11 protein-coding genes are annotated in these 12,342 nt (G+C 57.8%); 9 read left to right on the forward strand and 2 right to left on the reverse strand.

The genetic code is table 11. The features are described from left to right. The first annotated feature begins 30 nt into the window (after positions 1 to 30). On the forward strand, positions 31 to 366 hold the full coding sequence (locus tag H4J77_RS10040) for a Rieske (2Fe-2S) protein (protein ID WP_182248189.1): 336 nt from the start codon (positions 31 to 33) through the stop codon (positions 364 to 366). Between the two features lie 27 nt (positions 367 to 393). Here H4J77_RS10040 and sfsA read toward each other — a convergent pair whose 3' ends face one another. Next, a complete protein-coding gene (gene sfsA, locus H4J77_RS10045; protein ID WP_310734961.1) occupies positions 394 to 1,095 on the reverse strand; it encodes a DNA/RNA nuclease SfsA in 702 nt (233 codons plus the stop codon). Next, the gene (locus H4J77_RS10050) at positions 1,095 to 2,273 is read right to left on the reverse strand and encodes a pyridoxal phosphate-dependent aminotransferase (protein WP_182248192.1); all 1,179 of its coding nucleotides are present in this window, start codon (positions 2,271 to 2,273) and stop codon (positions 1,095 to 1,097) included. Before H4J77_RS10050 ends, sfsA begins: the two co-directional genes overlap by 1 nt. A 219-nt stretch (positions 2,274 to 2,492) precedes the next feature. Between H4J77_RS10050 and dksA the strand changes: the two genes are divergently transcribed. From dksA to panB, 8 genes are all read left to right on the forward strand, one after another. Next, positions 2,493 to 2,936, forward strand: a complete 444-nt coding sequence (gene dksA, locus H4J77_RS10055) for an RNA polymerase-binding protein DksA (protein ID WP_123889965.1) — start codon at positions 2,493 to 2,495, stop codon at positions 2,934 to 2,936. 66 nt (positions 2,937 to 3,002) lie between these two features. Further along, positions 3,003 to 3,899, forward strand: coding sequence for a tRNA glutamyl-Q(34) synthetase GluQRS (gluQRS, locus tag H4J77_RS10060; RefSeq protein WP_182248193.1), 897 nt, complete (start codon positions 3,003 to 3,005; stop codon positions 3,897 to 3,899). A gap of 92 nt (positions 3,900 to 3,991) precedes the next feature. Further along, positions 3,992 to 4,168: a hypothetical protein gene (locus tag H4J77_RS10065; protein WP_090475058.1), complete on the forward strand. Its 177-nt coding sequence runs from the start codon at positions 3,992 to 3,994 to the stop codon at positions 4,166 to 4,168. Then, positions 4,152 to 7,103, forward strand: coding sequence for a sensor histidine kinase (locus H4J77_RS10070; RefSeq protein ID WP_123889963.1), 2,952 nt, complete (start codon positions 4,152 to 4,154; stop codon positions 7,101 to 7,103). Before H4J77_RS10065 ends, H4J77_RS10070 begins: the two co-directional genes overlap by 17 nt. Before the next feature lie 34 nt (positions 7,104 to 7,137). Next, positions 7,138 to 8,574, forward strand: coding sequence for a sigma-54 dependent transcriptional regulator (locus tag H4J77_RS10075; RefSeq protein WP_123889962.1), 1,437 nt, complete (start codon positions 7,138 to 7,140; stop codon positions 8,572 to 8,574). 919 nt (positions 8,575 to 9,493) lie between these two features. Next, positions 9,494 to 10,864 (forward strand): polynucleotide adenylyltransferase PcnB, encoded by a 1,371-nt coding sequence (locus tag H4J77_RS10080; RefSeq protein WP_123889961.1) that lies wholly within the window; start codon positions 9,494 to 9,496, stop codon positions 10,862 to 10,864. Then, on the forward strand, positions 10,864 to 11,394 hold the full coding sequence (gene folK / locus H4J77_RS10085; protein WP_182248194.1) for a 2-amino-4-hydroxy-6-hydroxymethyldihydropteridine diphosphokinase: 531 nt from the start codon (positions 10,864 to 10,866) through the stop codon (positions 11,392 to 11,394). Before H4J77_RS10080 ends, folK begins: the two co-directional genes overlap by 1 nt. A 149-nt stretch (positions 11,395 to 11,543) precedes the next feature. Next, entirely contained in the window at positions 11,544 to 12,338 is a 795-nt protein-coding gene (gene panB / locus H4J77_RS10090) for a 3-methyl-2-oxobutanoate hydroxymethyltransferase (protein ID WP_182248195.1), read from the forward strand. Positions 12,339 to 12,342 lie beyond the last annotated feature (4 nt).

Below are 12,342 nucleotides of genomic sequence, written 5' to 3' on the forward strand. Positions count from 1 at the left end.
AAGCGGCGGCGCGGCGGCGATAATCGCGGCATGACTAATAATGATGTACTGCCCGCCCCCCTTTGCCAGCTGGACGAGCTTCCGCTTTATGGCAGCAAAGGCTTTCACCACCGGGGTCAGGCGCTGTTTGCGGTGCGTCAGGGCGAGCAGGTTTTCGTCTATGAAAATCGCTGTCCGCATCGTGGCGTGCCGCTGGAGTGGGTAGCCGATCAGTTTCTCGACAGCTCAAACCGCTTGATTCAGTGTGCCACCCACGGCGCACTGTTTCTGCCGGAGTCCGGCGAGTGTGTTGCCGGGCCCTGCGCGGGGCAGTCGTTGCAACAACGCCCGTGCCATATCCGCGATCAGCATGTCTGGCTTGATTAACGCATAACCGCTTTCGACAATAGTCCGCTAGAGCAAGACCGGCAGCTCACCTCGCACCTGCAAGCCCTGCGGCGTTGGCCAGACCGACCAGGCCAGCACAGCAACCCCGGCCGCCACCGCCGCGCGCAACAAGCGGCCGTATTCAGGATCGATTTCATCGGCTGGCCGTACCCGGTCGATTCCCGAGTGCATCACGCAAAACAACAGGCAGGCACGACGTCCATTGGCGGCAAGCTCGGTCAATTCGATCAGATGCTTCTGCCCACGCGCGCTGACCGCGTCAGGAAAAGCACCCTCACCTGCGCCCAGCGCCAGGGTCACACTTTTAACTTCAACGACACACTCGTCCGGGTCGGATAATAGAAAGTCAAAGCGACTCCCGCCTTGGCGCAAACTCACCTCTGCGCGCTGCTGCGTGTAACCGGCTAGCGGCGTAATCAGGCCGGCCTGTAGCGCCGCCGCCACCACCTTGTTGGCGCGCGCACTGTGAATGCAGGCCAGTTCGCCTGGCGCAACTTCAACCAACTCCCAACCACCCGGCAGCTTGCGCCCCGGCTTATTTTCTAACCGTAGCCAAACCCGATCACCGGGTTGCCCACAATTGCGCATTGATCCGGTATTCGGACAATGCACGGTTAGCTCACGACCATCTTCCAACTGCACATCGGCCAGGAAGCGCTTGTAGCGCTTGATCAGCCGTGCGGGTGTCAGCGGCACCTCAAAGGGAATCAGCATGCAGGCCAGCTTTGCAGAGCACGAGCCAGACGCTCGACACCCTGTTCAAGCCGCTCAAGCGAGGTGGTGTAGGCAAACCGCAGGTGCTGGTCAGCACGGTACTGGCCAAAGTCCAGACCCGGCGTCAGGGCCAAAAACTCGGTATCAATGACGTGCTGACATAGCTGCTGACTGTCGCCGCCCAATGCCTGCATATCTGCATATAAATAGAACGCCCCCTGCGGGGTCACCGGAATACTGAAGCCAAGCTGACGTAGCGCCGGCAATAGAAAATCACGGCGCGCCTGAAACGCCTCTCGGCGCACTTCGCAGATCTCCCGGCTTTGTTCATTGAACGCCGCCAGTGCTGCCTGCTGCGCCATATGCGGGGCGCAGATGTAGAGATTCTGCGCGAGTTTTTCCAGCGCAGGTACCGCTTCCCTGGGAGCGACCAGCCAGCCCAGGCGCCAGCCGGTCATGCCGAAGTATTTGGAAAAACTATTGAGCACAAAGGCGTCGTCCGCGACATTCAGCACCGAGCAGGCATCCACACCATAAGTCAGGCCGTGGTAAATCTCGTCGACAATCAACTCAGCACCCAGTCGACGGCAGGTAGCAGACATGGCGGCCAACTCGTCGCGCTCAAGCAAGGTGCCGGTCGGGTTTGCCGGCGAGGCGGCCAACACGGCAACGCAATCGCTATCCCAATGCTGCTCGATCAATTCGGGCGTCAACTGATAGCGCGTTTCCGGTCCAGTGGGGACTAAAACGGCGCGCCCTTCCACCAGCCGTAAAAAGTGGCGATTGCAGGGGTAGGCCGGATCGGCCATCAGTACTTTCTTGCCCGGCTCGACCAAGAGCGCGCTGATCAGTAACAACGCAGCCGAACCACCGGGCGTTACCACCACCCGCGCCGGGTCAAGATCAATGCCATAGCGCTGCGCGTAAAGACCAGCGATGGCTTCACGCAATGCTGGCAAGCCTAGTGCGGGCGTATAACCAGTGCGGCCGTCAGCCAGCGCCTGCTGCCCGGCGCGAATGATCGGCTCGGGGGTCGTGAAGTCCGGCTCACCAATTTCCATATGAATGACATCACGTCCCGCCGCTTCCAACTCGCGCGCCCGCGCAAGCACCGCCATGACATGAAAAGGCTGAATTTCGTGAACCCGTTGGGCCCAGCGCTGCTGAGACATGTAAACGTCCTGAACTAACTGAGTGTGCCGCGATCATACCGTGCCAGACGCGGGCCTGCAGTGCCGGAAATGTCAGCGGTTACACCTTCTGGCGCTAAACAGTAGCGGATGCGATCAGGTTCTGGTAGCTTTGCCCGCTTGCAGGCCACCGGCCGAGTCATCAGGTTGTGTATGTGGGACCTGGAACAGGAAGATCGAGCAAAAAGTGAGGCGGTTCTCATGCCCAGCAATGCCAAGCAAAAAACATCAATGTTGATCCGCGGCTTCGTCCCTTATGTAGAAAAAAAGGGCGAAGAGTATATGAACGAGCAGCAGCTCGAGCATTTCGCCAACATCCTCAATACCTGGAAAAAGGAATTGATGGAAGAAGTCGACCGCACCGTGCACCACATGCAGGACGAGGCAGCTAACTTCCCTGATCCGGCAGACCGTGCCAGCCAGGAAGAAGAGTTCAGCCTGGAGCTGCGCGCCCGTGATCGCGAGCGCAAGCTGATCAAGAAGATCGACCAGACCATGCAGCGTATCGAAGAAGACGACTACGGCTTCTGTGATTCCTGTGGTGTCGAAATCGGTATTCGCCGTTTGGAAGCACGCCCTACTGCTACCCTCTGCATCGATTGCAAGACGCTGGCAGAAATCAAGGAAAAGCAGGTCGGCAGCTAAGCCTTACCTGTGGTCCGCAGGCTGCCTCATCGCAGCCTGCGCTCATTCCCCGTCTGACCGGCCGATATGCACTCAGCAGCCCCCTACATCGGACGCTTCGCACCTACCCCTAGCGGTTACCTGCACTTTGGCTCTCTGGTTGCGGCACTTGCCAGCTATCTGGACGCACGCCAGCAGCAAGGCCAATGGCTAATCCGGGTGGAAGATCTGGATCAACCGCGCAGCATCGCCGGCGCCAGCGAACACATCATCAATACGCTAGCCTGCTACGGCATGCACAGCGATGGCGACATACTTTACCAGCACCGCCGACTCGGCCTGTATGCAGCCCAGATCGATCAATGGCTGGCGCAGGGACAAGCCTATTACTGCGACTGCTCACGCCGCCAACTGGCCGAATTCGGTGGCGTATATCCTGGCACCTGCCGCCACCGGCAACTACCGCCCGCTGCAGATCACGCGATTCGGCTGATCGTCCCGGAGCAGCCTATTACCACACTGGACCGCCTGCAGCCGCCGTTCACCCAGAACCTGACAACTACGCTAGGGGATTTCATCATCCGCCGCCGCGACGGTATCTATGCCTATCAACTGGCGGTGGTGCTGGACGATATAGCGCAGGGGGTAACTGACGTTGTGCGCGGCGCTGACCTGCTTGACTCGACGCCGCGCCAGCAGTGGATCTACCAACTACTGGGCCAGCCACTGCCGCGTTACCTGCACATTCCACTATTGCTGCGCGCCGATGGCGAGAAACTGAGCAAAAGACTCGGCTCAACCCCACTGGATCCGGCCAAGGCACCGGCTGAACTGTTTCGCGCCTTGCAGGCATTGGCCCAGCAACCGCCAGCCTCGTTACGCAGTGCCAGCATTGAAAAGCAACTGGAATGGGCTATCGCACACTGGCAACCAGAGCGCCTCAGCCCCACCCAAAGCCTGCCGCACGACCGCCTGTTTGATTGACGCCCTTGGCAAGGGGCAGCAGCCTGATTACCATCAGAACCTGACCATCGCGGACCGACATCCAACGGCCGCCCATAACCCAACGGATACCCATGTATATCTACCGACTGGTACTGCTGCTGGTGATCGGCATTTACCTGTTCTCCCCGGCCATCATGGACTGGTGGATAGAACCCCAGGGTGCCTGGTACCGTCCCTACGTGCTGTGGCTGATTCTGATTATCGCCGGCATGCTGCTACAGAGCCCAAAAGATGCCGATGAGCTTTGATCTCAGTCAGCTGCTGCTGATTAGTATTGGTTACCTGATCCTGCTGTTTGGCGTTGCCTGGATTACCGAGCACGGTCTGCTACCTCGTGCGGTTCTGCGCCATCCGGCAATCTACACCCTGTCGCTCGGGGTATACGCCAGTGCCTGGGCGTTTTACGGCACAGTAGGGCTGGCCTACCAGTACGGCTACGGCTTCCTGACCTACTATCTTGGCGTCTGTGGCGCCTTCCTTTTGGCCCCGGTGCTGCTCAACCCGATACTGCGCATCACCCGAACCTACCAGTTGTCATCGCTGGCCGACCTCTTCTCCTTCCGCTTCCGCAGCACCTGGGCCGGCACTCTGACCACGGTATTCATGCTGGTGGGCGTCTTGCCGCTACTGGCGTTGCAGATTCAAGCGGTTGCCGATTCGGTACAAATACTCACGCAGCAATCCGGCCAGGGCACAGTCGCACTCGGCTTTTGCATCCTGATCACGCTATTCGCCATTCTCTTCGGTGCACGGCACATTTCTGCCCGCGAGAAACATGAAGGCCTGGTCATTGCTATCGCCTTTGAGTCGCTGGTCAAGCTGATATCCATTGGCGCCATTGGTCTCTATGCACTCTTTGTCGTTTTCGATGGCCCGGCCGGTCTGCAGCTGTGGCTGGACAGCAACCAGGAAGCACTCAAGACGCTGCATACCCCGTTACAGGAAGGCCCCTGGCGTACACTACTGCTGGTCTTCTTCTCTGCCGCTTTCGTGATGCCGCACATGTATCACATGGCGTTTACCGAAAACCTCAACCCTCGCGCCATGGGCACCGCCAGCTGGGGGCTGCCGCTGTTCCTGCTACTGATGAGCCTGGCGGTGCCACCGATTCTGTGGGCCGGCCTGCACCTTGGCGTACCCACCAACCCTGAGTACTTTTCACTGGGCCTGGGCGTTGCCGCCGGCTCGGAATGGCTATCGCTACTGGCTTTCGTCGGTGGGCTTTCAGCCGCCAGCGGCCTGATCATCGTGGTCACCCTGGCGTTGTCGGGCATGGTACTCAACCACATGGTGCTGCCGCTCTACCAGCCCAGTGCCGACAACAATATCTACCGCTGGTTACTCTGGACGCGGCGCACTTTAATTGCGGCGATCATCATGGCCAGTTATGGCTTCTATCGCTTGCTCGGTGCCGAGCAGGATCTGGCCAACCTGGGCATCGCCTCCTTCGTCGCTACCGTACAGTTTCTGCCCGGCACCCTGTCTGTGCTCTATTGGCCACAGGCCAATAGGCGCGGCTTCATCAGCGGCCTGATTGCCGGCATGGCCGTCTGGGCAATCACCCTGCTGCTGCCACTGGTCACCAGCCTGCCAAGCTTGCAGCTGTTCGGCCTGACCCTCAGCTTCAATGCCGATACCTGGCACGTAGCAGCCATCAGCTCACTGGCGGTCAACGTGGTGGTGTTGACCTTGATCTCGCTATTTACCCAGCGCAGTGATGAAGAACAAAGCGCTGCAGAAGCCTGCTCGGTCGACAACGTCAGTCGCCCACAACGCATTCAACTGATGGCCTCGTCACCGCAGGAGTTTGCTCAGCAGCTGGCCAAACCCTTGGGTAACAAGACCGCGCAATACGAAGTAGAACAGGCACTGCATGACCTCAAGCTACCCTTCGACGAACGCCGCCCCTATGCCCTACGCCGTCTGCGCGACCGACTCGAGGCTAATCTGTCCGGCCTGATGGGACCCTCGGTAGCACAAGACATCATCGAGACCTTTCTGCCGTTCAAAATGGGACGTGATGGCTACGTAACCGAAGACATTCACTTCATTGAGAATCGTCTGGAAGACTATCATTCGCGCCTCACCGGTCTTGCCGCAGAGCTGGATGCACTGCGCCGCTATCACCGCCAGACGCTGCAGGACTTGCCCATGGGCGTGTGCTCGCTGGCGCAGGACAATGAGGTATTGATGTGGAACCGCGCCATGCAAGCATTGACCGGGATCGAGGCGGACAGCGTGATTGGCTCCCGGCTAAGCAATTTGCCCGCTCCCTGGAGTGAGCTGCTGGGCCGTTTTGTCGATGACCAGTCTTCGCATATGCATAAGCAAAAGCTCTTGGTCAAAGGCCAGACGCAGTGGCTCAGCCTGCACAAGGCGGCAATCGACGAGCCAGGATACGTTGGCGGCAGCGGCCTGGTTTTGCTGATCGAAGACCAGACCGAAAATCAGATGCTGGAAGAAGAACTGATGCATTCCGAGCGCCTTGCCTCGATTGGCCGGCTCGCTGCTGGCGTCGCTCACGAGATCGGCAACCCGATCACCGGTATCGCCTGCCTGGCGCAAAATCTGCGCGACGAGTCCGAGCAATTGGAGGCGCGTGAGGCGTCCGAACAGATCATCGAACAGACCCGACGGGTATCGCGCATCGTGCAGTCACTGGTCAACTTTGCCCACGTCGGCAGCCGCCACCAGCACCCCAACGAAGAAGTCGACCTGGCCGCCTGCAGCAACGAAGCGATACATCTGCTCTCGCTCAACCGCAAAGGGCCGGAGGTCAAGTATGTTAACCTGTGTGATCCGGCGCATCGGGTATCGGGTGATTCGCAGCGCCTGGTTCAGGTCCTGATCAACCTGCTAGGGAACGCGCGCGATGCCAGCGAAAATGGCGACAGCATCACCATCAGCACCCAGATAAACGAGCACCAGGTGCTGCTGCAAATTGAAGATCAGGGCAGCGGTATTGATAAGGAAATTATGGATCGCCTGTTCGAGCCCTTCTTCACCACCAAGGAGCCGGGGACAGGAACCGGGCTTGGATTGGCACTGGTTTACTCCATTGTCGAAGAGCATTATGGGCAGATAACTATCGACAGCCCAGTCGAGCATACATCCCAGCGTGGCACCCGGTTTACCATAACCCTGCCGCGTTACAGCAATATCAGTAACGGTGCCTACGCCTGACGTATTCCAGGGTGCCGTCACGCATGAGGTTTACATGTCACACATACTGGTAGTTGAAGACGAAGCCATTATCCGCACCGCCTTGAAGCGAATGCTGGAACGGCACCAATACCAGGTACAGGAAGCCGGCTCTGTCGCCGAGACAGAGCAATATGATCTCAAGACGTTTGACCTGATCATCAGCGATCTGCGTCTGCCGGGCGAGCCTGGCACCGAGATGATCAAGCGCGCACCTGATACCCCGGTATTGATCATGACCAGCTATGCCAGCCTGCGCTCAGCTGTCGACTCAATGAAGCAGGGTGCGGTTGACTATATCGCCAAGCCGTTCGACCACGATGAAATGGTCGAAACCGTGCAGCGCATCATCGCCACCCGCAGTCAGCGCGAACAGATCAAGAGCAGCCCGGTTGAGAGCAGCGCGAGCAAAACTGCCAGTGCCAAACCAAAGGTCGCTGCTGCGCCTGGTGACGACTACGACATGGGGATTATCGGCTCCTGTGAATCCATGCAAACCCTATTCAAACGCATCAGCAAAGTCGCGCCAACCGACTCTACCGTGCTGATCCAGGGCGAATCAGGCACGGGTAAAGAGCTGGTAGCGCGGGCCATGCACGAGCGTTCACAACGAGCCAAGGCACCGCTTATCTCGGTTAACTGCGCCGCCATTCCGGAGACTTTGATCGAGTCCGAGCTATTCGGCCACGAAAAAGGCTCTTTTACCGGTGCAACGGCAGGCCGCACCGGTCTGGTCGAAGCTGCTGATGGCGGCACCCTGTTCCTGGATGAGATCGGCGAATTGCCGCTGGAGGCGCAAGCGCGTCTGTTGCGCGTACTGCAGGAAGGCGAAATTCGACGCGTTGGCTCGGTACAATCACACAAGGTCGACGTGCGCTTGGTGGCAGCGACGCACCGTGATCTGAAGACCATGGCACGTCAGGGCTTGTTCCGCGAAGACCTCTTCTACCGACTCAACGTGATTGAACTGCGCCTGCCGCCGCTGCGTGATCGTGGCAAGGATGTTGTACTGATTGCCGAAGCGCTGCTGGAACGCGCCGCGAGCAATACTAACCAGCATGGGCTGCACTTCAGTGCCGAGGCCCGCAACGCAATTCTCAACTACACCTGGCCAGGCAACGTGCGCGAGCTGGAGAACGCTATCGAGCGCTCAGCCATTCTATGCGACCACGACGAAATCACCGCCGACCTGCTGGGCATAGAACTGGACGCCGAGTACGAGCGTGCCTCAGAGGCCGCCAATGCACTGCAGACCATGCAACACGCCGACAGCCCCGGCCAGGAGCCTGCAGAAGACCTCTCACTGGAGGACTATTTCCAGCATTTCGTGCTCGAACATCAAGAGCACATGACGGAAACACAGCTGGCTCACAAGCTCGGCATCAGCCGCAAATGCTTGTGGGAACGTCGCCAGCGCCTTGGCATTCCACGCAAGAAAACCGCCAACAGCTAAACAGCTAAACAGCTAAACAGCTTCTTATTCTCTAATCTCCTCCGACTAAAAGCGCGCTGACACACCTGCTGTGAGCGCGCCTTTAGTCGTGAGGCACCCTTGTGCCAGAGCGGTTTGTGGTCTGAGTAACAGTCAAGAGACAGCAAGTGTTACCTGTTACCCGCCCCATTTGCGAAAACTGTTACCCCACACCTTGGGCGAGGTAACACTTTTACGAGACTTACGGTAACAACTGCCACAGGTAGCACGGGAGGAGAAAACGAATAAAAACGTAAGCTATTGTTTTTAAATGACTTTAAAAAGATGGCACGGCAAATGCTTTATATCCAGTACAACAACAATAAAAACCAAAACACATAATAAAAATAATATTCATCTCCACAGACAATAAAAATAAAACGTGAGAGACGCAGCAAACTGATTCTTTTGGAGAATAGCAGTCAGGTCGCGAGCAGGATGCTCAGATGGACAAGAGAAAAATAAAAGTTGCCTAAGCAACCTACCGTCCATAGCAACATGAAGGCCGACACTGAACCTAAGCTTCCAAAGCAATCCGTTTGTTTTTGACAACCCGAGATGGGTTTATCACATGGCGAGCTTGGTCGCTGCTGTATAAAAAAAATTATAGCTCTGATAATAACAACAATAAAAAATACCATTAGGGGGAGTGAATGCTCCCCTTGGGCTTTATCTCCCGACTCCCTCCTCAAGCCCTATATCTTCCCTATCCTATTGTTCCTTACCTTTCAAGCCATTTCAGGCTAGAATGCTCGGCAATTGAGACAATTCAGGCTAGGCCCAACTCGCCAATTTTGGCGGCCCCGGCTCGCCAGACTTAAACTCATTCATTCATTCTAAGCCCTCAACCGACAGCACTGCGGTCAGCGGGCATTGACGGGCTGTTGGAAAACCAACTTTTATGATTCGGAAGCTGTTGCAGAAAATCCCTTCCCCGTTCGGCTCGCCTCAGCGCAAGCGAACAACCCCGACTGTCATCCCTGCCAGCCAGCATAGCCTGCGCCGTGAACGCCTCAGCCGGCACGCCGTAACGGTCGTTGAGCGGCTACAACAGGCAGGCTACCAAGCCTTCGCTGTCGGTGGCTGCGTGCGCGACCTGCTGTTGAATGTCGAGCCCAAGGATTTCGATATCGCGACCAGCGCTACGCCTGAACAGGTAAGAGCGACTTTCCGCAACTCACGTTTGATCGGTCGCCGCTTCAAGCTGGCGCATGTCCACTTCGGCCGTGAAATCATCGAAGTTGCCACATTCCGCACCAATCATGAAGAAGAGACCAGCGCCGAACAGTCACGCCAGAGTGAGTCGGGGAGACTGCTGCGCGATAACGTATACGGCACCTTCGAACAGGACGCCCAGCGCCGCGACTTCACTATCAATGCGCTTTACTACGACGTTACCAGCGGCCAGATTCATGATTTTGCCAATGGTATCCACGACATCCGTAATCAGCAGGTACGTTTGATCGGGCAGCCCGAGAAGCGTTACCAGGAAGATCCGGTGCGCATGCTTCGTGCTGTGCGCTTCGCCGGTAAGCTGGGCTTCGAGATTGAGCAACATACCGCGGCGCCGATCGAGTCCATGGCACCACTGCTGCACGACATCCCCGCAGCGCGCCTGTTCGACGAAGTTCTAAAGCTGCTGATGAGCGGTCAGGGTCAACATACCTTTGATCTGTTGTATCAGTACGACCTGTTCGCCCCGCTCTTCCCTGATACCGACGAAGCTATCATTGATCGCCCCGAATATACCTTGAAGATCGTTCGGCAGGCGCTGGCCAATACCGATGAACGTATAGCTCAAGGCAAACCGGTAACCCCGGCCTTCCTCTTTGCGGCTTTGCTCTGGCCAGCACTGCCACAACGGGTACGTGATCTGGAAGAACAGGGCGTGCCGAGTATTCCCGCGCATCAGCAGGCTGCTCAGGAGCTGTTATCCGAGCAATGCCGGCATACGGCAATTCCAAAACGCTTCAGCATCCCAATGCGCGAAATCTGGGATCTGCAGCCGCGTCTGGAGCGTCGCAGTGGTCGTCGCGCCGATCAGATGCTGGAGCATCCGCGCTTTCGTGCAGCCTATGACTTCCTGCTGCTACGCGAAAGCGCTGGCGAGCAAACTGACGGGCTGGGCGATTGGTGGACCCGCTATCAGGACGCCAATCCCGATGAGCGCCGACGAATGGTACGTGAAGTAGGCGGCGACAAGAGCGGCCCCAAGCGTTCACGCTCGCGCGCACGTCGCAAACCGCGCAACAGTAAGCCGTCGGACGCCTGATGACGCGCTGTTACATTGGCTTGGGCAGCAACCAGGCTGACCCCGTAGCGCAGGTCAATGCCGCCTGCGTGGCGCTCGCCTGCCTGCCCCGAACCAAGGTCGCTGCCTGCTCATCACTTTACAGCAGTGCTCCCATGGGCCCGCAGGATCAACCCGGTTACATCAATGCCGTGGTCGCACTCGATACCGAACTGGAGGCCGACGCATTGCTTGACGGTCTGCAGCAGATAGAGCGCCAGCAAGGCCGGGTGCGTAAGGCCGAACGCTGGGGCCCACGCACACTGGACCTGGATATCCTCTTGTTCGGTAACGTCCGGATCAACAGCGACCGCTTGCAGGTACCGCACTATCATATGCACGCCCGCGCCTTTGTGCTTTACCCGCTCGCCGAACTGGCGCCAGACCTGCAAATGCCCGACGGTACTCCGCTGCAAAAGCTACTGCAGGACTGCCCGCGCGGTGATCTGCAAACATTGACCGTTTTTATACAACAGCCTGATGCGCAAACAGGCTTGACACCCAACGGCTGACACGTAGGATGCCGTTCTCTGTCGGCCCTTGTGAGCGATGCTCATCAGGCGCAAAACACCCTGAGTATCCAGCGCGTTGCTACGCCATAGCGGCTGCCGCAGCGCTCACCGAACTGGCGCCTCTTTGAGGCCGAATACTGGAATCTGCCATGCCTGACGTAACCCTGACGACGCTAAACAAGCTAAAGCAGAACGGCGAAAAAATTGTCTGCCTTACCGCCTACGATGCCACCTTTGCCCACGTAGAGAGTGTTGCCGGCGTTGAAGTGATGCTGGTGGGCGACTCCCTCGGCATGGTGCTGCAAGGACACGACAGTACGCTACCCGTCAGTATTGACGATATGGCCTATCACACCCAGGCCGTCAAACGCGGTAACCGTGGCGCGCTGATCATGGCTGACTTGCCCTTTATGGCCTACGCCACTCTGCAAGACGCCTTACGCAACAGTGCCCAGCTGATGCAGGCCGGCGCGCATATGGTCAAGCTCGAGGGCGCAGGCTGGCTCGCCGAGAACGTCAGTATGCTCAGCCGCAACGGCATCCCTGTTTGTGCGCATTTGGGGCTGACCCCACAAACCGTCAACATCCTCGGCGGTTATAAGGTGCAAGGGCGTGAAGAGGCTCAGGCCAAAGCCTTGCTGGATGATGCGGTGGCGTTGGAAGCAGCCGGCGCCAGCATGCTATTGCTTGAATGTGTCCCTTCCGCACTGGCCAATCAGATTACCGCCGCCGTCAAGGTGCCGGTGATTGGCATTGGCGCTGGCAGCGGAACTGACGGCCAGGTGCTGGTAGTACACGATATGCTTGGCCTGTCGATCAGCGGGCGCTTGCCACGTTTTGTGAAAAACTTCATGATCGGGCAGACAGACATAGCCGGCGCAATCAGCGCCTATGTCACAGCCGTCAAACAGGTTGAATTCCCAGCAGCTGAACACGAGTTCTGAATCA

Source organism: Pseudomonas sp. 5Ae-yellow, assembly GCF_014077575.1.
GTDB classification, from domain to species: Bacteria; Pseudomonadota; Gammaproteobacteria; order Pseudomonadales; family Pseudomonadaceae; genus Halopseudomonas; species Halopseudomonas neustonica.

Bases quoted from the DNA above. Each gene is read 5' to 3' on its own strand.
- H4J77_RS10040 (WP_182248189.1), top strand. From the start codon at position 31: ATGACTAATAATGATGTACTGCCCGCCCCCCTTTGCCAGCTGGACGAG.
- H4J77_RS10050 (WP_182248192.1), bottom strand. From the start codon at position 2,273: ATGTCTCAGCAGCGCTGGGCCCAACGGGTTCACGAAATTCAGCCTTTT.
- dksA (WP_123889965.1), top strand. From the start codon at position 2,493: ATGCCCAGCAATGCCAAGCAAAAAACATCAATGTTGATCCGCGGCTTC.
- gluQRS (WP_182248193.1), top strand. From the start codon at position 3,003: ATGCACTCAGCAGCCCCCTACATCGGACGCTTCGCACCTACCCCTAGC.
- H4J77_RS10065 (WP_090475058.1), top strand. From the start codon at position 3,992: ATGTATATCTACCGACTGGTACTGCTGCTGGTGATCGGCATTTACCTG.
- H4J77_RS10070 (WP_123889963.1), top strand. From the start codon at position 4,152: ATGCCGATGAGCTTTGATCTCAGTCAGCTGCTGCTGATTAGTATTGGT.
- H4J77_RS10075 (WP_123889962.1), top strand. From the start codon at position 7,138: ATGTCACACATACTGGTAGTTGAAGACGAAGCCATTATCCGCACCGCC.
- H4J77_RS10080 (WP_123889961.1), top strand. From the start codon at position 9,494: ATGATTCGGAAGCTGTTGCAGAAAATCCCTTCCCCGTTCGGCTCGCCT.
- folK (WP_182248194.1), top strand. From the start codon at position 10,864: ATGACGCGCTGTTACATTGGCTTGGGCAGCAACCAGGCTGACCCCGTA.
- panB (WP_182248195.1), top strand. From the start codon at position 11,544: ATGCCTGACGTAACCCTGACGACGCTAAACAAGCTAAAGCAGAACGGC.